The sequence below is a fragment of the Anaeromyxobacter oryzisoli genome (assembly GCF_022690765.1).
In the GTDB taxonomy this organism is placed as follows: domain Bacteria; phylum Myxococcota; class Myxococcia; order Myxococcales; family Anaeromyxobacteraceae; genus Anaeromyxobacter; species Anaeromyxobacter oryzisoli.
In genome coordinates, this window is the sequence record NZ_JALCZA010000023.1 from 18,503 (window position 1) to 39,303 (window position 20,801).

Annotated in this window: 22 protein-coding genes; 5 read left to right on the forward strand and 17 right to left on the reverse strand. The window is 72.9% G+C overall.

Annotated elements, in window-relative coordinates:
- Window positions 1-115: 115 nt before the first annotated feature.
- The gene (locus MNZ27_RS09675) at window positions 116-556 is read right to left on the reverse strand and encodes an SUKH-3 domain-containing protein (protein WP_242393842.1); all 441 of its coding nucleotides are present in this window, start codon (window positions 554-556) and stop codon (window positions 116-118) included.
- 89 nt (window positions 557-645) lie between these two features.
- Window positions 646-1,059 carry a hypothetical protein gene (locus MNZ27_RS09680; protein WP_242393843.1) on the reverse strand — a complete coding sequence of 138 codons (414 nt, stop codon included), beginning with the start codon at window positions 1,057-1,059 and terminating at the stop codon, window positions 646-648.
- Window positions 1,060-1,166: 107 nt separating this feature from the next.
- On the opposite strand from MNZ27_RS09680, the gene MNZ27_RS09685 reads away from it, so the two are divergent.
- The gene (locus MNZ27_RS09685; RefSeq protein ID WP_242393844.1) at window positions 1,167-2,069 is read left to right on the forward strand and encodes a hypothetical protein; all 903 of its coding nucleotides are present in this window, start codon (window positions 1,167-1,169) and stop codon (window positions 2,067-2,069) included.
- Window positions 2,070-2,216: 147 nt separating this feature from the next.
- Here MNZ27_RS09685 and MNZ27_RS23510 read toward each other — a convergent pair whose 3' ends face one another.
- From MNZ27_RS23510 to MNZ27_RS09705, 5 genes are all read right to left on the reverse strand, one after another.
- Entirely contained in the window at window positions 2,217-2,339 is a 123-nt protein-coding gene (locus tag MNZ27_RS23510; RefSeq protein ID WP_277957778.1) for a hypothetical protein, read from the reverse strand.
- Between the two features lie 212 nt (window positions 2,340-2,551).
- Window positions 2,552-2,878 (reverse strand): hypothetical protein, encoded by a 327-nt coding sequence (locus MNZ27_RS09690; protein ID WP_242393845.1) that lies wholly within the window; start codon window positions 2,876-2,878, stop codon window positions 2,552-2,554.
- 217 nt (window positions 2,879-3,095) lie between these two features.
- A complete protein-coding gene (locus tag MNZ27_RS09695; RefSeq protein ID WP_242393846.1) occupies window positions 3,096-3,614 on the reverse strand; it encodes a superoxide dismutase family protein in 519 nt (172 codons plus the stop codon).
- Between the two features lie 142 nt (window positions 3,615-3,756).
- A complete protein-coding gene (locus MNZ27_RS09700) occupies window positions 3,757-3,951 on the reverse strand; it encodes a hypothetical protein (RefSeq protein WP_242393847.1) in 195 nt (64 codons plus the stop codon).
- A gap of 36 nt (window positions 3,952-3,987) precedes the next feature.
- Complete coding sequence (locus MNZ27_RS09705; protein ID WP_242393848.1) at window positions 3,988-4,305, reverse strand: DUF2917 domain-containing protein; 318 nt, start codon at window positions 4,303-4,305, stop codon at window positions 3,988-3,990.
- Window positions 4,306-4,479: 174 nt separating this feature from the next.
- Here MNZ27_RS09705 and MNZ27_RS09710 point away from each other — a divergent pair, with 174 nt between their 5' ends.
- Complete coding sequence (locus MNZ27_RS09710; protein ID WP_242393849.1) at window positions 4,480-5,913, forward strand: aminotransferase-like domain-containing protein; 1,434 nt, start codon at window positions 4,480-4,482, stop codon at window positions 5,911-5,913.
- 280 nt (window positions 5,914-6,193) lie between these two features.
- On the opposite strand, the gene MNZ27_RS09715 is transcribed toward MNZ27_RS09710, so the two are convergent.
- The 3 genes from MNZ27_RS09715 to MNZ27_RS09725 form a co-directional block, all read right to left on the reverse strand.
- Window positions 6,194-7,441: an OmpA family protein gene (locus MNZ27_RS09715; RefSeq protein ID WP_242393850.1), complete on the reverse strand. Its 1,248-nt coding sequence runs from the start codon at window positions 7,439-7,441 to the stop codon at window positions 6,194-6,196.
- Entirely contained in the window at window positions 7,438-7,743 is a 306-nt protein-coding gene (locus tag MNZ27_RS09720) for a DUF4398 domain-containing protein (protein WP_242393851.1), read from the reverse strand. The genes MNZ27_RS09715 and MNZ27_RS09720 overlap by 4 nt, the downstream gene beginning before the upstream one ends.
- Before the next feature lie 172 nt (window positions 7,744-7,915).
- Complete coding sequence (locus MNZ27_RS09725; protein WP_242393852.1) at window positions 7,916-8,299, reverse strand: response regulator; 384 nt, start codon at window positions 8,297-8,299, stop codon at window positions 7,916-7,918.
- Between the two features lie 108 nt (window positions 8,300-8,407).
- On the opposite strand from MNZ27_RS09725, the gene MNZ27_RS09730 reads away from it, so the two are divergent.
- A complete protein-coding gene (locus tag MNZ27_RS09730; RefSeq protein ID WP_242393853.1) occupies window positions 8,408-8,671 on the forward strand; it encodes a GlsB/YeaQ/YmgE family stress response membrane protein in 264 nt (87 codons plus the stop codon).
- A gap of 33 nt (window positions 8,672-8,704) precedes the next feature.
- On the opposite strand, the gene MNZ27_RS09735 is transcribed toward MNZ27_RS09730, so the two are convergent.
- The 7 genes from MNZ27_RS09735 to MNZ27_RS09765 all read right to left on the reverse strand — a co-directional run bounded on the left by MNZ27_RS09735 (window position 8,705) and on the right by MNZ27_RS09765 (window position 17,741).
- Window positions 8,705-9,475 (reverse strand): NADH-quinone oxidoreductase subunit B family protein, encoded by a 771-nt coding sequence (locus MNZ27_RS09735; RefSeq protein ID WP_242393854.1) that lies wholly within the window; start codon window positions 9,473-9,475, stop codon window positions 8,705-8,707.
- A gap of 87 nt (window positions 9,476-9,562) precedes the next feature.
- Complete coding sequence (locus MNZ27_RS23990) at window positions 9,563-11,032, reverse strand: hydrogenase large subunit (RefSeq protein WP_242393855.1); 1,470 nt, start codon at window positions 11,030-11,032, stop codon at window positions 9,563-9,565.
- On the reverse strand, window positions 11,029-12,492 hold the full coding sequence (locus MNZ27_RS09745) for a proton-conducting transporter transmembrane domain-containing protein (RefSeq protein ID WP_242393856.1): 1,464 nt from the start codon (window positions 12,490-12,492) through the stop codon (window positions 11,029-11,031). The genes MNZ27_RS23990 and MNZ27_RS09745 overlap by 4 nt, the downstream gene beginning before the upstream one ends.
- On the reverse strand, window positions 12,489-13,112 hold the full coding sequence (locus tag MNZ27_RS09750; protein WP_242393857.1) for a hypothetical protein: 624 nt from the start codon (window positions 13,110-13,112) through the stop codon (window positions 12,489-12,491). The genes MNZ27_RS09745 and MNZ27_RS09750 overlap by 4 nt, the downstream gene beginning before the upstream one ends.
- Complete coding sequence (locus tag MNZ27_RS09755) at window positions 13,109-14,038, reverse strand: respiratory chain complex I subunit 1 family protein (protein ID WP_242393858.1); 930 nt, start codon at window positions 14,036-14,038, stop codon at window positions 13,109-13,111. Before MNZ27_RS09755 ends, MNZ27_RS09750 begins: the two co-directional genes overlap by 4 nt.
- Window positions 14,035-16,035: a proton-conducting transporter transmembrane domain-containing protein gene (locus MNZ27_RS09760; RefSeq protein ID WP_242393859.1), complete on the reverse strand. Its 2,001-nt coding sequence runs from the start codon at window positions 16,033-16,035 to the stop codon at window positions 14,035-14,037. The genes MNZ27_RS09755 and MNZ27_RS09760 overlap by 4 nt, the downstream gene beginning before the upstream one ends.
- A 287-nt stretch (window positions 16,036-16,322) precedes the next feature.
- Window positions 16,323-17,741 (reverse strand): sigma-54 dependent transcriptional regulator, encoded by a 1,419-nt coding sequence (locus MNZ27_RS09765; protein ID WP_242393860.1) that lies wholly within the window; start codon window positions 17,739-17,741, stop codon window positions 16,323-16,325.
- Between the two features lie 146 nt (window positions 17,742-17,887).
- Here MNZ27_RS09765 and MNZ27_RS09770 point away from each other — a divergent pair, with 146 nt between their 5' ends.
- Together MNZ27_RS09770 and MNZ27_RS09775 are read left to right on the forward strand one after the other, a co-directional pair.
- On the forward strand, window positions 17,888-19,894 hold the full coding sequence (locus MNZ27_RS09770) for a proton-conducting transporter transmembrane domain-containing protein (RefSeq protein WP_242393861.1): 2,007 nt from the start codon (window positions 17,888-17,890) through the stop codon (window positions 19,892-19,894).
- Window positions 19,891-20,799 (forward strand): respiratory chain complex I subunit 1 family protein, encoded by a 909-nt coding sequence (locus tag MNZ27_RS09775; protein WP_242393862.1) that lies wholly within the window; start codon window positions 19,891-19,893, stop codon window positions 20,797-20,799. Before MNZ27_RS09770 ends, MNZ27_RS09775 begins: the two co-directional genes overlap by 4 nt.
- The last annotated feature ends 2 nt before the right edge of the window (window positions 20,800-20,801 follow it).

The following is a 20,801-nucleotide window of genomic DNA, read 5'->3' on the forward strand; positions in this document are numbered from 1 at the left end:
GGCTTCCGATCAGTACGTTCGTGACCGCCTCGGCGCCCGTCGTTGCCCAGTCGTTTCTCGGTCCCTTCACTTCAGTCCGTAATTACTCTCGGTCGACTATTCGGGCGGTCTTTTGTCATGGCACCAGGCGAAATGGCTCATCACCAAGAAGCGAGTCAAGAGCTTCCGCGCCGGTCGAGCCGAGAGACACGAGATAATCGTCGGACGCTGCGAAGACTCTCCCGGCAGGATCCATCATCAGCGTCAGGTGCCCTCGATCCGCCCGGCCGATCACCGTCAACTCCGCACCAACCCGATCCTCATAAGTTTCCACTCGCTCCCTGTAGATGGCGCTCACACCGGCCACAGGGTCCAGAACGAAGTCGGTCTGCACATGGGGCATCCTCGGGGTCGGGAACCGAACCGTCAGTCCCCCGAACTCCCTGAGAAACGTGCGTACCGAGTCAGGAACGGCGTATCCCTCCGATAAGAGCGCGCGCTCGTACGACCGCGTCTCGACGGCCCTCCCCGGAAGCCATCCGGCAGACGTCAAGGCCGCTTGCGTGTTGGGCTTCATCGATGCCTCTCCTCACTCGCTCGTGACCTCCGCTCCAGCCGGCGTAACCTGGCAGTTCGGACGACCCGGACCGCCGCGCCACGTTCGGCTCACCTCGCACTGCGCAGATTGTTACCGGCAATCTTCTTGATCACCATGATGAAATCGAACGCATCCTTGATCCCGCCATCCGGTCCTCTGGTTCCCGCAATCCGAACGAACACATCTCCCTTGGACGTCTGGACCCGGACACCCGAAACATTCTGTTTCGATTTCGGAAATTCATAACCAAGTATATCGTTCACTTCAATTCGGACGACATCCTTGTCCTCGATCGAATAGATCGCCGACTCAGTGAAGACGACGACGCACGGTTCCCACGGTGACGGATTACGGTACCAACCGATGACATTCTCCTGCTTCCACGGCAGCACCTTCAACGGCAGGTCAGCTGGCGCGCCGTCATAGAATCTACCAGTTCTCGCCATATGCCGTCTGACAACGGCCCGCACCGGGAACGCCATTACGCACCCCACCCGAGTTTGAATGTCCGGTCGCAACACCACCGCTACCGGTGAACGTACCACCGAGTTTGGCAACTTGCGCAGCAGCGAGATCCCGGAGGGCTCGGTTGGCGAAGCTTGCCGCGGAACTCCGGGCTCCGGTGCAGCCCAGCCCCCTCGGCGTCGAGCGCGAGGATGCGGGTGCGGACGAGCTGTTCGACCGCGACGCGGCGCTGGGCCGGGTCGGCGACGGCTCCCACCGCCGAGCGAACGTCATCGTCGCCGAGAGCGCCGCCGGCGAATCGCGCCCCGGTGGCGCCGGCCGGATCGGACGGCCGGGACCTCATGCGCGTCTCGCTGGCCAGGCCTGCGAAAGTCGCACATCATGTCGTCCTCCGCACAAGGGATCGCCCATGCACGAGACCGAAAGAGGCTTGTTCCTGTCGTGCTTCTCGGCGCCGCTCGATGCGCTCTGGGCGGGTGCAGCGCCGGGCCTGCAGCGCGAGCTCGAGGCCGGCGGGATCGTGTCGGAGGACGGCCCGCTCGATCTCGGTCGCATCCGCTTCGGGGACGTGCAGCGTAGCGGCGCTATCCCCTCCATCTGCGTGCTGTACGCGCCCCGCTCCGCGCCCGACACGACCGTGATGCTTACCTCCAGTGTGGACGGCTGGTACACGCTCGTTCACGTACTCGCCACCGGCACGCCCGGCCGCCACGTCATGGTCCGGAGCGTCTCGGACGGCGAGCAACTCCACCACCTCAACGTCTGGTCGGGTAGGGAGGAAATCCGAGCGGTCCTCGTCAACCAGGATCCGAAGTGGACGTTCTACGAGAAGGGCCTTCCCCTCGAGTTCGAGGACGTCGCCCGCTACCAGAGGCGGCTCAAACGTGAACGTCTCGACCGTCAACTCCTTCTTCACTATCTAAGCGCGATGGGATGGGATGTCGGCGAACCTCGGTTCTGGGAGACGGAACGCGGCGCGAGATACGTCGAGCAACGCTTCAGCAGGCGCTATCGTGGATGGTCGTAGGGGCGAGGGGGGCGTACTGCCACCCCGCAACCGCCGCACACCACGGCGAGCGCCCCACCCGAAGGAAGTTTTCGCGAACCACCCGTCCGCCGCGCGGACAACGGGCTCCGCCGATCACGCACCCGACGAGCGGCGGCTCGAACTCCGTCAGGCGTACCAGGACATCGCCATCACGTCCGGCCCGCGCGGGCCGGCGGTGCTGACCCGCACCACCGGGCCCGGCTCGAGGAGGCGGTAGACCTGCGAGAGCGGGAGACGTGTCTTGTTCATGACCTCGACGGGGGATCGGGGTTCACCAGCCTACGACCGAGCAGCGGCCCTTGGTCCGTGAGCGGTCACCGGACGCGCGGGTGCACCCTCGTCCCGGGATATACCGCTTCCTCGCACGCGTCGTCGCACGCGAGCCGTTGCGTCGATCCGTCCTCGAGCCAGACGGTCGCGATCAGGACCGCCGAGATCTCGAACCGGATCTCCGTCCCCTCTCAGCGTGCCGTTCCTCGAACGACGCACGGAGCCCACAGATAGCTCGGATCCTGCCCGAACTGCTGCTCCGTGATCGGCTGCGCCTTCGAGAGCAGGACCCGGACTTGCTTCCGGGTGAGCGAGAAGTCGCGACAATACTTCACGTCGCGGTCGTTCTCGCAGCCCTCGCACACGCCGCGCGCGAGCGCGCCGATGGTCGCGTTGGTCGGGAGCCGCCACGCCGGCGTTGGCGCCTCCGCCCCGGCCTCGCCCGGCGCAACGAGGAGAACCGCTCCGACCACGGCGAGGCACGCGCCGAGGGTGAACAGGAGGTGGGCTCGGCGCATGCGCGGCTCCGGATCGGGAATGACCCGGAGTCTAGCTGCAAGGCGAACGGTTGGCACCCGCACCCGACGACCTGCTGCGCCACTCCGCCGTTGCGTCGATCGCGCGCTCGCCGGTGACCACGAGCCGGTCGAGGCGTCGATCCATGCCGACCGTTCGCGAGCTGGGCCCTCGCCGCTCGTCCAGGGGCGAGGGGAGGCTGCGGCGGCGGTATCGCCGCTACTTCCTTTCGATGACGCCGCAGGCGATGCGCTTGCCCGCGTTGCCGACGGGATCGGTCTTCTCGTCGTCCGGGTCCGCGTGGATGACGAGGGCGGTGCCGTCAGCCCCGAACAGCGCACCCGCCCCCTCGCCCAGGGTCGCGCCCTTCGCGACGAACGTCCCCTTGCCCTTGCCGTCCTTCCCCACCACGAGGTTCGGCAGGTCGCCAGCGTGCGCCCCCTCCGGGCTGTGGAGGCCGTGCTTCTTGCCGAACGGGTTGAAGTGAGAGCCAGCTGACGTGAACTCCGGCGGCTCACACTTCCCGGCGGCGTGGATGTGGATGCCGTGCTTTCCCGGCGGAAGACTCGCCACCTGGACACGAACCTTCACGCCATCCTTGGCCGGCGTGAACGTGGCCGTGCCGACGTCCTTGCCGTCGGCGTTCTTCAGCGTCGCCATCCCGGATTGAGCGGCCGCAGCGGTGGCCGCCAGCGGGATGGCGATGGCCAGCGAATAGACGAAAGACGAGATCGTCATGGTGGCTCCGGCGTGAGGGCCTGGGTCGGGACGGCGATACGAGGTGCTGACCACACGCGATGCCTACAGCGTCCGGCGGTCGTCGGCGCCAATCCTGAAGGGTCTGTTCCCTCGTGGTAACCGGCCCGGAGGCGTGCCGCCCCTATCGCGAGAGCCTCTCGAGCGACCGCCGGAGCTCCCGCGCCTCGGTGGCCTCCTCCGCCCTCGCCTGCATCCACTCCGCGTTCCGCGCCAGGCTCCCGGTGACGATCTCGAGCACCCGCAGCCGCGCGTGCCACTCGTGATCGCCCGGGACCAGTTTCCTGCGCGCGACCGGGGTGTCGGTCCGTTCGAACATCTCGTCGGATCGGGAGGCGCGCGCCTCGAGGCGCGGTCACCGCTGCCGCGACGCCGCCAGCCCCTGGCCGCGCCCGACGACGCGGACGCGCGACGGCTCGAGGGCCTGCATCGCGAGCCGACCCTTCCGCCCGACGACGAGCGCGTCGCCGGCGGCGAGCACGTGATCGGCGGGGTCGCCCTCGAAGGTCACCCAGACCAGGCCGGCGAGGCACTCGACGGCGGCGCCGCCCCGGCGCACGGGCGCGCCGTGCGTCTGGTCGCGGCCGAGCGCGATCTCGCCCTCGCGCCGCTCCGTCCGCGCACCGCGCTCCGCCACCCCGAGCCCCGCCCAGCTCCGCAACGTCGCGATCATCGCGCTCGACCTCCTCGCGCATGAGGATTCCCCTCCGGCGCGACCCGCGGTAGAGCCACCCGCGCGCGGAGGCGACCAGCACAGTCGCTCTCCGAACGGAGTACTGTGCTGGTCGAAGCGCCTCGGAGGTGTGCCTTGCCGCGCCCGGTGACTCGTCGCAGAACGGATGGAGCCATGTCGCTCGAGCCTGGGCCGTCGCGTCCGCTGCTCTACCAGCAGCTCGCGGCGCAGATCGCCGCCGCCATCGACTCCGGCGCGCTGCGCGCCGGCGACCGCGCCCCGTCGGTCCGCAAGCTGAGCGTGCAGCACGGTGTGAGCGTCTCGACCGTGCTCCAGGCGTACGCGCACCTCGAGGCGGAGGGGCTCCTGCGGGCGCGGCCGCAGTCGGGGCATTACGTCCGGGGCCGGCCGTCGCTCCCCGAGATCCGCCCGAGCCGGACGCCGCGCGAGGCGTCGCCCGTGTCGGTGTCCTCGCTCGTGGCCGGACTCTACTCCGACGCCCACCAGGACGCGGCGGTCCAGTTCGGCGCCGCCTACACGCCGTTCTCGTTCCTGCCGACCCGACGCCTCGGCCGCCTCCTCGCGGCGGCCGCGCGCGACTCCGAGCACGCCGGCGCCGAGTACGACCTGCCCCCCGGGAACCCCGCCCTCCGGCGCCAGGTCGCGCGCCGCTCGGTGGAGTGGGGCTGCGCGCTGGCGCCCGAGGACTTCATCGTCACCTGCGGCGCGACGGAGGCGCTGAACCTCTGCCTCCTCGCGGTGGCGCGCCGCGGCGACACCGTGGCGATCGAGTCGCCGACCTTCTTCGGGATCCTCCAGATGCTCGAGGCCCACGGGCTCCGCGCGCTGGAGATCCCGTGCGACGCGCGGGAGGGGATGCGGCTCGACGCGCTCGAGGCGGGGCTGAAGCGCCACCGGATCGCGGCGGTCATCGCGGTGCCCAACTTCTCGAACCCGCTCGGCAGCGTCATGTCGGACGCGAGCAAGGAGAAGCTGGTCGAGCTGCTCGCGCGCCGGGACGTCCCGCTCATCGAGGACGACACCTTCGGCGACCTGCACCACGGCCCGACCCGGCCCAAGGTGGCGAAGGCGTTCGACCGGCGCGGGCTCGTGCTCCTCTGCGGGTCGTTCTCGAAGACGCTCGCCCCCGGCTACCGCGTGGGCTGGGTCGCCGCGGGGAAGTTCCAGGAGCGGGTCCAGCTCCTCAAGTTCTCGCAGAACATCGCGACGACCACGCTCCAGCAGCGCGCCCTCGCGGCGTTCCTCGAGGCGGGCGGCTACGACCGGCACCTGCGGACGCTGCGCCGGCGCCTCGCCGGCGCCATGAACGCGGTCGCCGCCGGGGTCGAGCGTCACTTCCCGCCGGGCACGCGCATGACGCAGCCCACCGGCGGCACCGTGCTCTGGCTCGAGCTGCCGGGCCGGGCCAACGCGCTCACGCTCTACGAACGCGCGCTCGCCGAGGGCATCAGCCTCGCCCCCGGCCCGATCTTCTCCCCGCGCGGCCGCTACGAGCGCTTCGTGCGGCTGAGCACCGCGCTCGAGTGGAGCGACGAGGTGGACGCGGCGCTCGCCCGCGTCGGCGCGATCGCGCGCGACCTCGTGTGAGGCGAAGGCAAGCTTCGGCTATCGGGGGGCTCGAGGTCGAACTTCGTGCCCCGAATGCGAACGCGAACCCGGCCTCTCCATCCCCCTCACCCGCTTCCCGTGCCCCCGGCCCCTGCCCCGAGCTCCGTCGGATGGCGGAGTCCGGGGGGCGGGACAGGGGGACCGCGACGGGTCGCGGGGTTCGGATGACGGGTTCACGGGTACGGGTACGGGTTCGGGTTCGGGTTCGGCCCTCTCGACCCCCGAAACCTTCCCGGCCCCGAAACCCCCGACCGACGGACTACTCCGCCCCGACGATCCGGAACTCGGTCCGCCGGTTCTTCGCGCGGCCCTTCTCGGTCTTGTTCGAGGCGATGGGCTGGGTCGGCCCGAAGCCGACGGTCTCGAGCCGGTCGGCCGAGATGCCCCTCGACACGAGGTAGTCGCGCACGGCGTCCGCGCGGCGCTGGCTGAGGCGCATGTTGCTCGCCTCGGGGCCGATGGCGTCGGTGTGCCCCTCGATGGACACCCGCATGTCCGGGAGGTCCTTCATGACCTGCGCCACCTGGTTGAGGAGCGGGAACGAGTCCGGCAGCACCCTCGCCTTCGCGTACGCGAAGTGGATCTGCTGCTTGATCTCGATCTTCTCCTTCTTCACCACGACCAGCGAGTACTTCTTCGGGCAGCCGTCCGGCGCCGGCCCGGCTTGATCCGGGCACTTGTCGAGGCGGTCGGGGATCCCGTCGCCGTCGCGGTCCGCGTCCGGGCAGCCGCCGTTCTCCTTCGAGCCCGCGACCGTCGGGCAGCGGTCCTGGGCGTCGGGGACGCCGTCGCCGTCGCTGTCGAGGATCGGGCAGCCCCGGTTCTCGAGCGGCCCCGGCTCGTTCGGGCAGGCGTCGAGCCGATCGACGATGCCGTCCCCATCATTGTCCGCGTCCGGGCACCCGTCCTCGTCCTGGAAGCCGTCCTTGTCCTCGGGGTCGCGCGGGCACCGGTCGATGTCGTCCGGGATGCCGTCGCCGTCCGAGTCCTTCACCACCGGGCACCCCTGAGTCTCCTTGGGCCCGGGGTCCTTCGGGCAGGCGTCGTCGGCGTCCGGGGTGCCGTCGCCGTCCGTGTCCGGGCAGCCCTGGAACTCGGGCTTGCCGGGCACGTCGGGGCAGCGATCGTCGAGATCGGGTACGCCGTCGCCGTCGCGATCGGTCTTCTCGATGACGATCGCCTTCTTCACCACGGGCTTGGCGATGGTCACCTGGGCCGGGCCGCAGGTCTTCGAGAGCTCGAGGGCGCGCCGGGCGCTGCCCTCGGCGATCGCGAGGTGCTCCTTCGCCTGGCTCCCGTGCCCGGTCGAGATCTCCTCCTCGGCGACGTCTACGTGCGACTCCGCGAGGGCGAGATCCTTCGGCGCGCACCGCATCGCGCCGGAGCGCTTCGCCTTCTCGACGTCGGCCCGGATGACGTGGGCGGTCTCCCGGAGCTTGCCGCCCGTCGCGCAGGCGAGCGTGAGGCCGACCCCGAGGGCCAGCCGGAGGGCACGGGCGCGGTTCACGGGGACTCCTCGACCTTGTTCGTCCCGTCGAGCGACTTCTGGCGGGCGGTCTTCGCGAGCCCGCCGGCCTTCTGCGCGTACCGGGCGCTGGCCTCGTACTCCGAGCGGCCTTGCAGCTCGCGGGCCTGGTGCAGGTACACCTCGGCGGCGGAGTACTCGTACGCGGCCGTGGTCTCGGCGCCGGCCGCGCGCGCCGCTTCGAGCGCGACGTCGGCGTCCACGATCGCGCCGGTGGACCGGATGGGCCCACACCCGGCGAGGAGCGCGAGCGCGGTGACGGGGAGTGCCTTCAGGAGCCGCACGGAGGAGAACTCCTTTCGTCGTGCCGGGTTCGGACGCTACCCGACCGGGGGACGAGACGTCAAGGAAGGGCCAGCCAGATCGGGCCCTTGCCGGCCGTGCGGGCTGGCGCTCGGCGCCCGCGCCGTCGCGACCGGCCCGGCCGGCCCGGCCGGCCCGGCCAGGATCTCCCGATCACGGGGCGCGCAGGGACGCCACCAGCGCCTGGAGGTGCTGGGCCTTGAACGGCTTCTCGATGAAGCCGTTCGCCCCTGCCTTCCGGGCGGCGACGTGTTCGGCGTTCCGCGCGCGGGAGGAGAGCATGTGGACCGGCACCTCGCCGAGCTCGGGGTCGCTCTTGAGGAGCCGGCAGGCGGAGATCCCGTCGAGCCCCGGGAGCACGATGTCGAGCAGGATCAGGTCGGGCCGGAAGCGACGGGCCTCGGCGAGCGCCTGCGCGCCGTTCACGACGCAGCGGACCTCCACGCCCTCGCCCTCGAGCATCGCCGGGACGAGCGCGCGGATCACCGGCTCGTCGTCTACGAGGAGGACGCGGAAGGGCGATCGCGGGCTGGTCATTCCCTGATCATTCTGCCGGAACCGCGCCCGCACGGCCAGTCGGTCTTTACACGGACGGTCAGGCCCCGAAGCCGATCGCGCTCCAACGTTCGACTCGGAGGACAGGCCATGGGAATCGTTGCGTGGATCGTCTTCGGCTTCGTGATCGGCCTCATCGCGCGCGCGCTGGTGCCCGGGAGGCAGCACCTGGGGCTGGTGTTCACGACGCTCCTCGGCATCGCCGGCTCGCTGGTCGGCGGCCTCGTCGCGGGCGCGGTGACCGGCGCCCCGCCCGGCGGCTTCCACGGGGCGGGCTTCATCGGCAGCCTCCTCGGCGCCGTCGCGCTCCTCGTCATCGCCGGGTTCGCGACCCCGCGCCGCCGGACGGTCTAGCGGGACGGTCTAGCGGGCCCGCCCCGCGCGAGGCTACCGGGCTGGGCCGCGGAGGTCGATCCCGAGCAGGTCCAGGATCCCGTTCACGATCGTGAGCGGGTGCGGGGGACAGCCCGGGACGTAGAGGCTCGGCGCGAACCGCCGGAGGAACGTCCGGTCGAGGGTGGACGACGCGGCGTACGGCCCGCCCGAGATCGCGCAGGCGCCGCAGGCGATCACGAACTTCGGCTCGGGCATCGCCTCGTAGGCGAGCTCGACGGCGGCGGCCATGTTGCGGGTGAGCGGCCCGGTCAGCACGAGGGCGTCGGCGTGGCGCGGCGAGGCCACGAACTCGATGCCGTACCGCCCCACGTCGAAGTTCACGTTCGACGTGGCGTTCAGCTCGAGCTCGCAGCCGGCGCAGCCGCCCGCCGAGACCTGGCGGAGCCGGAGCGAGCGGCCGAAGGCGCGGGCGAGCGCCGCCGAAACTTCCACCGCGGGCGGGGCGGCGACCCCTGGGCCGACGACGAGCCCGTCGCGACGGCTCGAGGCGAGCCGGTGCCCGGTCGAGAACGAGAGCTTCGCCTCGGGGCAGGCCACCGCGCACTCGCCGCACAGCATGCACCGGCCGAGGTCGAGCCGGACCGGCGGCTCCGCGACGGAGATCGCGGCGGCCGGGCACGCGTCCACGCAGGCGTGGCACGCCTCCGGGCAGGGGACCGGCTGGAACGCCGGCAGCCCCCGGAAGCCCTTCAGCGTCACGCGGCGCAGGTCCGGGATGTACTGCCGGCCCTGCGAGATCCTCACCTTCAGCGCGCCGAACATTCGGAGCCGTGTCCTCTCATGGCGCCACCCGCTCGCGTCGAGCGTGCGCCGCGGCAGCTCGAGGCGCGCGTGGGGTCGCCATCGACATCACAGATCGTTGCCGCAGTACGACAGGTCGAAGCTCTTGTTGCAGATCGGGAAGTCGGAGATCTCGTTGCCGCGCACCGCGAGGGCGAGCCCCAGCCAGTTCCGCAGCGACGGATCCTGGACCGCGTAGTGGCGGAGCCGGCCCTGCCCGTCCGTCTCCAGGCAGTGGACCACCTCGCCGCGCCAGCCCTCGCGGAGCGCCACCGCGAGCGTGTCGGGGGCGAGCGCGCCGAGCGGCGCCGCCGACGGCGCCAGCGCGGGGTGCGCGTCGAGCAGCCCGCCGAGCCACCGGATCGACGCGTCGATCTCGCGGATGCGGAGCACCGTCCGCGCCCAGCAGTCGCCGCTCCGCTCCGTGAGCGCGCGGACGGGGTGGGCGGCGTGCAGGTCCCCGGGCAGGCTCGCGCGCGCGTCGCACGCGACGCCGCTCGCCCGCGCCGCCAGCCCCACGAGCCCGATCTCGAGCGCCTGCTCCCGCCTCACGACGCCGACGCCGTGGAGGCGGTGCTGGACGGAGCGCGCCGAGAGGAGGTGCTCGTTCACGATGGCGACGTCCCGCGCGAGCAGCGCGAGGGCCGCCCGGATCGCGGCGGCCTTCTCCGCGTCCACGCCCGGCCGGAGCGCGCCCGGCCGCGCCCAGCCGCGCCCGAAGCGGCTGCCGCACACGAGCATCGAGGTGTTGATGGCGGTCGTCCGCAGCCGGCCGTAGGTCGCGGCGCCCTGGAGGAACGCGAGGTCGCCCGCGATCCCGGACAGGCCGCCGAGGTGCATCGCGATCCGCTCGAGCTCGAGGCCGAGCGCCCGGGAGGCCTCGACGTCCGGGCCCGCCTGGAGCCCGGCGAGCGCCTCGAGGGCGTCGCAGTACGCCCACGCGTGGGCGACGCTCGAGTCGCCGGCGATGGTCTCGACGAGCGGCGCGAGCGCCCGCGGCTCGCGCTGGAGGAGGAGGCGCTCGACGCCGCGGTGCTGGTACCCGAGCTGGATCTCGAGGTGGTGGACGACCTCGCCGAGGCACATGAACCGGAAGTGGCCCGGCTCGATCACGCCGGCGTGGATCGGGCCGACCGCGACCTCGTGCACCTGCGCCCCCTCCACGACGTAGAAGGGGTACCGGTCCATCTGCCGGGGCTCCGGGCCGGAGAACCGCACCGGCTTGAGCCAGGGGTGATCGTGCGGCTTCACCCCGTGCGCCTCGAAGATCTCCCGCTCGAAGGCGTGCAGCGCCGGGAACTTCCGGGTCAGGGCGTGGAAGCCCTTCTCACGCGACACCGCGGTGCGCGTGGCGGAGAGCCGCCCCTCCTCCTCGAGCACGAGGGTGAGCGTGAGGGAGGCGGGATCGTCCGCGGGCTGGCCGTAGAAGGTGACCGGCCGGGCGCCGGCGGCGAGGCGCGCGGCGGCCCGATCGAAGAACTCGCGCGGCCCGGCGGCGAGGTCCCGCACCGGGGCGAGGAGCGTGGAGGCGGTGGTCACTCGGCCCCCAGCCCGGCGGCGACCTGCCGGAAGAGCGCGTTCACGGGGGCGGGGAGGTAGAGGCCCATGGCGACGAGGCACGCGAGGAGGAAGAGCTTCGGGGCGATCGTGGCGAGCGGCTGGCTCGCCCACCGGACCGGCTTGCGCGGCTCGCCCCAGATCATCGGGAAGATCGCTCGGCCGGTGGCGATGAAGGTCGCGGTGAGGATGGCGCAGAAGGCGGCGAACACGCCGTGGTGACCGCCGCGGAGGAGCCCGCTCATGACGATGAGCTCGCCGAGGAAGCTCCCGAACGGCGGGAAGCCGAGGAGCGCGAACGTCCCGACCATGAAGAACAGGCCGCTGTAGGGCATGTCCTCGAGGAGGCCCGAGACCTCGCGGACGTCCTCGGTCCCGTAGTGCGCCTCGATCTTGCCCGCGGTGAGGAACAGGATCGCCTTGATGAAGGCGTTGCTCACCGCGTACAGCACCACGCCGTACGCGGCGATCCGCCCGATGCCGAGCCCGATCGCGATCACGCCGCCGTGGTTCAGCGAGGCGAACGCGATGAGGCGCGTGTAGTTGCGGGTCGAGATGATGCCCACCGCCGACACCGCCATCGTGGCGAGGCCGAGCGCGACGAGCTCGGGGCCGATCACGCCCTGGTCGCTCGCCCGGTAGATCTGCACCACGCGGAAGACCAGCGCGAGCGCGACGTTGAACTGGATCGCGGCGAGGAGCGCGGTCACCGCCGGCGGCGCCCGGTGGTACGTCTCCGGGAGCCAGGCGTACATGGGCGCGAGCCCGAGCTTCGTCCCGAGCCCGAGGAAGATCAGGACGAGCCCCAGCCGGCGCCACAGCTCGCTCGGCTGCCGCGCGGCGCGCGCGAGCCCGTCGAGGAAGAACGTCACCTCGGGGGCGCCGGACGCCTCCATGCCGCGCGCCAGGCACGCGAACCCGAGGAGCGTCAGGGCGAGGCCGATCGAGGAGAAGAGGAAGTACGTCCACGAGGCGCGGAGCCGGACGCGCGTCCCGCGGTGCTGGATGAGCGGCACCGCGGCGAGCGTGGTGAGCTCGACGAGCGCCCAGGTCGCGACGAGGTGGTTCGAGAGGAGGGCGAGGTTCGCCGCGACGACGAAGGCGAGGGAGTAGCCGACGAGCCGGTCCACGCGCTCGCTGAGCTCGGGCGTCTGGCCGACCCGCGTCCAGAGGTAGGTCGCGACGCCGAGGAAGACGAGCCCCACCACGAGCAGGAACAGGCGCGAGGTGGCGTCGAGGACGAGGTACCCGCCGGCGGCCCGGAAGACGGCGCTCGCCGGGGTGGCGAACGCCGCGACGAAGGCGAGGACCGCGTCGAGCCCGGCGACCGCGAGGAGCAGCTTCACGCTCCGCGGCCGGGCGGTCTTCGCCGCGGCGGCGGGCGCGCCGGGGGCGGGGGCCGGCGTCGGGGCCGGGGCGGGCGCGGCGAGGGGCGTCGTCATGGCGCCCTCCCCGGAGCCGGCGCGCTCCCGTCCACGGGCGCCGCCCCCAGCCGGCGGACGAAGGCGCCGAAGGTGAGGACGGTGAGGATCAGCACGCCGGTCACCCCGAGCTGCACGGGGAGCGGCAGCTCGTGGCCGCCGGCGAGCTCGAACAGCGCCACGGCGTTCTCGAGCCGCAGCGCGCCCACCGCCAGGCCGAAGGCGCGGCGCTGCGTCGCGAGCACCAGGAACGAGAGCAGCAGCGCCGCGGCGGCGACCGCGACGTGCATCTCGAGCTCGCCGCCCTCCGGGCAGGCCCGATCCGCGAACCGGAACGCGGCGAGCACCAGCGCGCCCGCGACGGTCCACGAGAGGAGGTTCGCCGGGATGACGTCGCTCCGCCGCGGCGCGTTCTGCCGGAGCAGGATCCCGTACAGGAAGCGCGGCACGAAGAGGGTGCGGACGAGGAGGAGATCGGCGAGGAGCACCGCGCCGGCCGCCGTGTCCGGCCGGCCCCGGCCGGCGAGGATCGCGGTCATGACGAGCCCCTGGACCGCGAGCCCGAGGAGGCTCGTCCGCCAGGTGGCGATGAGCAGCGGGGCGACCGCCGCTGCGAGGAACGCGATGAGCAGGTAGGTCATCGCGCGCCCCCCTGCCACCCGGCGGTCGCGAGGAGCGCGACGAGCCCCGACACGACCGCGACGAAGACGTAGGTCGGCACGGCCGCGAGCCGCAGGCGCGCGACGAGCGACTCGACGAAGCCGACCGCGACGGCGACGCCCAGGACGAGGGCGACGTTCACGGCCGCGACGAGGAGCGGGCCGTCGGCGGCGCTCAGCGGGTTCAGGACCGCGGCGACGATCCCCGCGCAGATCGTCATCTTGAGCGCGCTCGCGTACTGGAGCGCGGCGAGCTCCGGGCCGCTGTGATCGAGGATCATCACCTCGTGGATCATGGTGAGCTCGAGGTGGGTGGTCGGGTCGTCCACCGGGACCCGCGCCGCCTCGACCTGGAGGACGACGAACAGGGCCACGGCGCACGCCAGCGGGACGATCGCCGGCGCCGCGCCCCGCGCCCCGGCGCCGACGAGCTCGGCGAACGTCGCGTGGCCGGTCGCGGCCGCGAGGGTGCCGAGCGCGAGGAACAGCGCCGGCTCGACGAGCGCGGAGTACGTCGCCTCCCGGCTGGCGCCCATCCCCTCGAAGGAGCTGCCGGTGTCGAGCGCCCCCAGCATCATCGCCATGCGTCCGAGCCCCCAGAGGTAGGCGACCGCCACGAAGTCGTAGTGGAACGAGATCGGGGCGAACCGGCCGAGCACCGGCGCCAGCAGCGCCGAGACGATCGTGCTCGCCAGCACCACGAGCGGCCCCACCCGGAAGATCGCGGTGGTGACCTCGCTGTAGACCGGCCGCTTGCGCAGGAGCCGCCGGAAGTCGGAGAAGGCCTGCAGCAGCCGCGGCCCCTTCCGCCCCGCCCACAGGGCCTTGGTGCGGTTGACGATCCCGACGAGCAGGAAGGGCAGGCCGAGGAGCGCCGCGAGGTGCAGCGCGACGAGGAGCGCCGTCACCGCGCCCCTCCCGCCCCGGCGAGGAGCAGCGCCACCATCACGGAGAGCGCCACGAGCCCGGCGCCGATGGACACGCCCGGCGCCCTCGGGAGGCGCGCCGCGAGCTGATTCACCAGCGCCTCGCCCTCCCCCATCACCTCGAACATCCGCTTCTCCACCGCGTCCACGTGGTGGACGCTCAGTTGACCGACCTTCTCGGGGAAGGGCCCCTCGGGCAGCCGCTCGCGCCGGTCCGCGGTGAGCACCGCGTAGAAGAGGTCGGCGAACTGCGCCGAGAACGAGGCGCCCGTGTACTGGATGCGCGCGGTCGGCGCCGTGTACCCGCAGCCCCAGGTGACGTGGCGCCGGGCCGGCGCGCCGGCGGCGAGCCGGCGGCGCACGAGGAGGAGCGCGCCCACGACCGCGAGCAGGAGGAGCGCGATCCCGCCGATCGGCGCGAGGGCCCGCGCCGGCTCGAGCACCGCGTCCGGCGCGGCGGCGGGGACGCGCGCCCGGAAGAGGCGCGCCGGGCCGTCCACGATCGCGAGCCCGACGGCGGGCACGAGCCCGAGGAGCACGACGCCCGCCGCGTGCACCGCCATGGGGATCCGCAGGAGGGGCGAGACCTCGCCCTCGCAGTGGATCCGCGCGTCGCGCGGCGAGCCGAGGAAGGTCACGCCGAAGGCCCGCGTCATGGCGAGCGCGGAGACGCCGCCCACGAACGCGAGGACCGCCGCGACCGCGACGAGCACCGCCCGCGGGATCCCCGCCGGCACCGACGGGTCGAAGAGGCCGGCGTAGACGAGGAGCTCGCTCACGAAGCCGTTGAACGGCGGCAGCGCCGAGATGGCGAGGGCCCCGAGGAGGAAGAAGCCGGCGGTCCAGGGCAGCCGCCGCGCGAGCCCGCCGAGCCGCTCCAGGTCCACGCAGTGCGTCGAGCGGTACACGGCGCCGGCCGCGTAGAAGAGGAGGCACTTGAAGAGCGCGTGGTTCAGGACGTGGAGGATGCCGCCGGTGAACCCGAGCGCGACCAGCGCCGGCTGGTGCCAGGCGAGGCCGAGGGTGCCGATCCCGAACCCCATCCCCGCGATCCCCACGTTCTCGGTGGAGGAGTAGCCGAGGAGCCGCTTCAGGTCGCGCTGCGCCGTCGTGTAGAGCACGCCCACGACCGCGGAGAGCGCGGAGAAGCCGATGAGGGCCCACCCCATCCACGCCTCGGGCTCGCCGAGGAGGAGCGTGAAGCGGAGCAGCCCGAAGAGCCCCGCCTTGTGGATCACGCCGGACATGAGCGCCGAGACGTGGGCGGGCGCGGCCGAGTGCGCCCGCGGCAGCCAGGTGTGGAAGGGGAAGAAGGCGGACTTCAGGCCGAACGAGGTGACGAGGAGGACGTAGGCGATGCTCCGGAGCCGGCTCGGCCGCTGCAGGAACGCCGCGAAGGACTGGAAGTCCATCGACCCCGTCTGGCTGTACAGCAGCGTGAACGCCGCGAGCAGGAAGAAGAGCCCGATGTGGGTCGAGACGAGGTAGTTGAAGCCCGCGAAGCGGATCTTCTGGTTCCGGTAGTCCCAGACGACGAGGAGCCACGCCGAGACCGCCGCGATCTCCCAGCCGAGGAGGAACGCGAACGCGCTCTCGACCGTGTAGACCATCAAGAACGACAGCGCGATCACGTCGAGGAGCGCGAACTGCACCCCGGAGTTCCGGGTCCGGAAGTACGGGCGCAGGTAGCCGAGCGCGTAGACCGTGCCGAGCAGCGTCATCGGCAGCGACCAGGCGAGGAAGAACGCGCCGAGCGGGTCGAGGTGCAGCGCGATGCTCTCGACCGGGTAGGACCAGGCGATCCGGTACCGCAGGTCGCCGCCGCGGACCAGCGTCGGCACCACCGCCGCGAGGACGAGGACGCTCGCCACCGCCTGGGCGGCGATCGAGGACCACCCGCGGTGGACGTTGTCCCGGAGCACGAGCGCGAGCCCGGCGCCGGCCAGCAGCACCACGGCCGCGGCGACGAGCAGGATCATCGCGTCCCCTCGCCGCCGCGCGCGGCGTCCATGTCGATCTGCGTCATCGATCTGCTCCTCGGTCCGGGTCTACGGCGCCCGGTCACGCCCGACCCGCTCGCGCATGGCGCGGGATCCGGCGCGGGCGCGGGGGATGGCGTGGAGCGAGGCGTGGCACGGCGTGATTCGGGTCAGGGGGCGCGGCCTGAGCATGAAACGGGCCAGGAGGGACGGGGCGCTCGGCGAGCGTTTTAATAAGGATGCGCCGCCGTCCGGCTCGACTGCCGATCCGGCACTCAGCCCGACGGCTATGCCGTTCCGGCACTCCCGCCGCCCGTCCCCCCGCGCCGGTACAGCCGGAGCTTCGTGTAGAGCGTGCGCAGGCCGAGCCCGAGGACGCGCGCCGCGTCGCGCCGGTTCCGGTAGCGCTCCAGCGTCGCCGCGATGAGCTCGCGCTCCGCGTCGGCGAGGGAGGTGCCCACGGGGACGGACACCAGCCCGCCCGCCGCGAGCGGCCGCGGGGGCGCCGCCCGCACCGCCTCGCCCGCCGCCGCGCGCCGGCGGCCGAGATCGGAGAACCCCTCGGCCTCGATGGTCTCCGCGGAGGCGAGGATCGCGGCGCTCTCCACCGCGTTCTTGAGCTCGCGGACGTTGCCGGGCCAGTCGTACTCCATGACGAGCTTCATGGCCGGCGGCGAGATCCCGCGGATCTTCCCGTCGTTGCGCTGGTTGAAGTCCGCGATGAACGCGTCGATGAGCGCCGGGATGTCCTCCTTGCGCTCGCGCAGCGGCGGCACGTGGAGCGTCACGACCTTGAGCCGGTAGTACAGGTCCTCGCGGAACTTCCCCGCCGCGATCGCCTCCTCGAGATCGCGGTTCGTCGCCGCGATCACGCTCAGGTCCACCTTCACCTTCACGGTCCCGCCCACCCGCCGGAACTGGTTCCGCTCGAGCACGCGCAGGAGCCGCGCCTGCGTGGAGGGGTCCATCTCGGCGATCTCGTCGAGGAAGAGCGTCCCGCCGTCGGCGTGCTCGAAGAGCCCCTTCTTGCGCTCGTTCGCGCCGGTGAAGGCCCCCTTCTCGTGGCCGAAGAGCTCGTTCTCGAGGAGCTCGCGTCCGAGCGTGGCGCAGTTGATCGGCACGAAGAGCTGCTGCCGCCGGAGGCCGCGCGCGTGCAGCGCCCGGGCGATGAGCTCCTTGCCGGTGCCGCTCTCGCCGAGGACGAGGACGTTGGTCTTGTAGCGCGAGATCTTGTCGATGGCCGTGAGCACGCGGCGGATCGCCGGGGAGGAGCCGACGAGCGCCGTGAACGCGGTGCCGTCGGGCGGACCGCCCGGCGAGGTCGCGGGGCGCGCGGCGAGCCGGCGGAGGCGCGCGAGCAGGGTGGCCGCGTCGAAGGGCGGCGCCAGGTAGTCGTCCGCCCCCTGGTGCAGGGCGTCCACGGCCTCCTGGACCGTCCCGGCGGCGCCGAGCACGACCACGGGCACGTCCGGCTGCTGCTTCCCCGCCCAGGCGACCAGGCTCGCGACGGCGGCCGGGCCCGCCGAGTGGGCGACGAGGATCGCCGCGAGCGGCTCCCGATCGATCGCCGCGAGCGCCTCGGCCTCGCCGTCCACCACCAACGGCGCGAGCCCGAAGGCGCCGGAGAGCCAGCGCGAGCCCGGCGGGCCGCCCGCAGGCCTGAGCAGCAGGCACCTCCTCCCCGGCTCGCGGCTTCGGCTCCTCATCGGCATGCGCCCTCCCGGCCGGCACCTTACTGCCGTTTCGGCACTTGCTCAAACGGGGCCGCGGCCGGAGGCGTGCACGCGGACGGTCAGGTGGGATACCCTGCGCGGGCGACCCGTTCCGCTCACCGGTCCAGCGGTCCCCCTCCATGATCCCGGCCCTGGTCATCGCCGCCGTCGTCCTCACCGCCTCGAGCGGCCTGCTCGGGCTGCCGCTGCGGAGGTGGCCGGCCCGGGCCCAGCGGCTCTCCTCCGCCGCGCTCTGCCTCGGCGCGCTCGTCGGCGTGACCGGCGCGGTCCTCGCCCTCCGCGCGCCGACCCCGCCCGCGCTCGCGCTCCCCTGGGCGGCGCCGGGCGGCACCTTCTCGCTCCGGCTCGACGGCCTCTCGGCGCTCTTCCTCCTGCCGGTCCTCGTCGTCCCGTCGCTCGGGTCGATCTACGGCCTCGCCTACTACCCGCAGGCGCGGCACGGGGCGCGGGCGATCCGCCTGCAGATCTTCTATGGGCTCGTCACCGGGGCGATGGCGCTCGTGGTCACCGCGGCGAACGCGATCCTGTTCCTCGCCGCATGGGAGGTCATGGCGCTCTCCGGCTACTTCCTCGTCGTGACGGAGCACGAGGACGCGGAGGTCCGGCGCGCCGGGTTCGTCTACCTCGCCTCCGCCCACGCCGGGAACCTCGCCCTCTTCGCCCTCTTCCTGCTCCTCGGCCAGGTCGCCGGCTCCCTCGACTTCGGGGCGATGGCGGGCCTCCCGGCGCACGGCGGGGTGGCGGCGGCGATCTTCCTGCTCGCGCTCGGCGGCTTCGGGCTGAAGGCGGGCATGCTCCCGCTCCACTTCTGGCTCCCCGGCGCGCACGCCGCCGCCCCGACGCACGTCTCCGCGCTCATGTCCGGGGTGCTTCTCAAGACCGGCATCTACGGCCTGCTACGCGTCACCGGGTTCTTCGAGGCCCCGCCCGCCGCCTGGGGGACGGTGATGCTGGCGGGCGGCGCGGTGTCCGCGGTGCTGGGCGTCGCCTTCGCGCTCGCGCAGCACGACGTGAAGCGGCTCCTCGCGTACCACTCGGTGGAGAACATCGGGATCATCGCGATGGGGATCGGCCTCGCCCTCCTCGGGCGCGCCCGGGGCGATCCCGCCCTGGTCCTCCTCGGGATCGGCGGCGCCGTCCTCCACGTCGTGAACCACGCCACCTTCAAGGCGCTCCTCTTCCTCGGCGCGGGCGCGGTCGTCCACGCGACGGGGACGCGGGAGATCGATCGCCTGGGCGGCGTCGCGCGGGCGATGCCCCGCACCGCCGCGCTGTTCCTGGTCGGCGCCGCGGCGATCTGCGGGCTCCCGCCCCTGAACGGGTTCGCGTCGGAGTGGCTCGTCTACCTCGGCTCCCTGCGCACGGCCCTCGACGTCGGCGCCGCGCCGCACCCGCACTTCGCCGTCCTCGGCGCGCCGGTGCTGGCCTTCGTGGGGGGCCTCGCTGCGGCCTGCTTCGCGAAGGTGTTCGGCGCGATCTTCCTCGGGCAGGGGCGGTCGCCCCTCGCGGCGAACGCGCACGAGGCCCCGGGGGCCATGCTCGCGCCCATGCTCGTCCTCGCCGCGATCTGCGTCGTGATCGGCCTCGCGCCGGGGGCGGTGCTCCCCTGGCTCGCGCGGGCGGCGGCCCACTGGTCCGGGCTGCCGGCGGAGGCCCTCGCCGGCCCCGCCGCCGAGGCGGGCGCGTCCGCGACGCGGGTGAGCGGGGTCGCCGCCGCGCTCGTCGGGCTCGTGGTCGCCCTCGCGGCGTTCCGGCGCCGCCGCCTCCCCGCGCCCCAGCCGCGCGCCGAGACCTGGGGGTGCGCCTACGCGCGGCCCACCGCGCGGATGCAGTACACGGCGTCCTCGTTCGCCGAGATGCTGGTGGTGCGCTTCGGCTGGGCCTTCTTCCCCCGGGCGCGCGTGGTGCCCCCGCAGGGCATCTTCCCGCGGCGCGCCTCCTTCGAGGCCTCGGTGCCCGACACCGTGCTCGACGTCGGCGTCGCCCCGGCGGCGTCGTTCCTGGCGCGCCTCGCCGCCCGCGCGCGGAGCCCGCTCCTCGGCTCCGTCCAGCTCCAGGCGCTCCTCCTCGTCTCCGGGCTGGTCGCGCTCCTGCTCTGGCTCGCCCTCGGGGGCTCGCCCACGTGATCCGCGCCGCGATCTCCTTCGTCGCGTTCCTGGCGCTCTCGCCGCTCCTCCTCGGGGTGGTGAACCGCGTGAAGGCGCTGTTCGCGGGCCGCACCGGCCCGCCGCTGCTCCAGCTCTACTTCGACCTCCACCGCCTCCTCGGGAAGGGGGCGGTCTACGGCGTCGCCACGACGTGGGTCTTCCGCGCCGGCCCGGTGATCGGGCTCGCGGCGGTGATCGCGGCCGGCCTCGTCATGTCCTTCGGCGGCGCGCCCGCGCTCGTCGCCTTCCCGGGCGACTTCGTCCTCTTCGCCTACCTGCTCGGGCTCGCCCGCTTCTTCACCGCGCTCGCCGCGCTCGACACCGGATCGTCGTTCGAGGGCATGGGCGCCGCGCGGGAGGTCACCTTCTCGTCCTTCGCCGAGCCGGCGCTGTTCCTCTGCCTCGTGGTGATGGCGCGCGCCTCCGGGGCCCTCTCGCTCTCCGGCATGCTCGGCGACGAGCTCGCCGCGGCGTGGCACGTGCAGGGGCCGGCGCTGCTCCTCGCCGCGGTGGCGCTGCTCGGGGTGGCGCTCGCCGAGAACGCGCGCATCCCGGTGGACGACCCGAACACGCACCTCGAGCTGACGATGATCCACGAGGTGATGGTCCTCGACCACTCCGGCCCGGACCTCGCGCTCGTCCAGTACGGCGCCGCGCTGAAGCTCTTCCTCTTCGGGGCGCTGGTGGTGCGGCTCACGCTCGGCTTCCCGATCGCCTCGCCGGCGCTCTCGCTCCTCGCGTTCCTCGGCGGGATGCTCGGGTTCGGCGTCGCGATCGGCACGGTGGAGTCCACCGTGGCCCGGCTGCGCCTCGTCCGGATCCCGCAGCTCCTCGTCGGGGCCACGGTGCTGTCGGCGTTCGCCCTCGTCCTGCTGCTCCGGTGACG

Coding starts and splice junctions, on each gene's coding strand:
- MNZ27_RS09675 (WP_242393842.1), bottom strand. CDS start 556: ATGAAGCCCAACACGCAAGCGGCCTTGACGTCTGCCGGATGGCTTCCG.
- MNZ27_RS09680 (WP_242393843.1), bottom strand. CDS start 1,059: ATGGCGTTCCCGGTGCGGGCCGTTGTCAGACGGCATATGGCGAGAACT.
- MNZ27_RS23510 (WP_277957778.1), bottom strand. CDS start 2,339: ATGAACAAGACACGTCTCCCGCTCTCGCAGGTCTACCGCCTCCTCGAG.
- MNZ27_RS09690 (WP_242393845.1), bottom strand. CDS start 2,878: ATGCGCCGAGCCCACCTCCTGTTCACCCTCGGCGCGTGCCTCGCCGTG.
- MNZ27_RS09695 (WP_242393846.1), bottom strand. CDS start 3,614: ATGACGATCTCGTCTTTCGTCTATTCGCTGGCCATCGCCATCCCGCTG.
- MNZ27_RS09700 (WP_242393847.1), bottom strand. CDS start 3,951: ATGTTCGAACGGACCGACACCCCGGTCGCGCGCAGGAAACTGGTCCCG.
- MNZ27_RS09705 (WP_242393848.1), bottom strand. CDS start 4,305: ATGATCGCGACGTTGCGGAGCTGGGCGGGGCTCGGGGTGGCGGAGCGC.
- MNZ27_RS09710 (WP_242393849.1), top strand. CDS start 4,480: ATGTCGCTCGAGCCTGGGCCGTCGCGTCCGCTGCTCTACCAGCAGCTC.
- MNZ27_RS09725 (WP_242393852.1), bottom strand. CDS start 8,299: ATGACCAGCCCGCGATCGCCCTTCCGCGTCCTCCTCGTAGACGACGAG.
- MNZ27_RS09730 (WP_242393853.1), top strand. CDS start 8,408: ATGGGAATCGTTGCGTGGATCGTCTTCGGCTTCGTGATCGGCCTCATC.
- MNZ27_RS09735 (WP_242393854.1), bottom strand. CDS start 9,475: ATGTTCGGCGCGCTGAAGGTGAGGATCTCGCAGGGCCGGCAGTACATC.
- MNZ27_RS09745 (WP_242393856.1), bottom strand. CDS start 12,492: ATGACGACGCCCCTCGCCGCGCCCGCCCCGGCCCCGACGCCGGCCCCC.
- MNZ27_RS09750 (WP_242393857.1), bottom strand. CDS start 13,112: ATGACCTACCTGCTCATCGCGTTCCTCGCAGCGGCGGTCGCCCCGCTG.
- MNZ27_RS09760 (WP_242393859.1), bottom strand. CDS start 16,035: ATGATCCTGCTCGTCGCCGCGGCCGTGGTGCTGCTGGCCGGCGCCGGG.
- MNZ27_RS09765 (WP_242393860.1), bottom strand. CDS start 17,741: ATGAGGAGCCGAAGCCGCGAGCCGGGGAGGAGGTGCCTGCTGCTCAGG.
- MNZ27_RS09770 (WP_242393861.1), top strand. CDS start 17,888: ATGATCCCGGCCCTGGTCATCGCCGCCGTCGTCCTCACCGCCTCGAGC.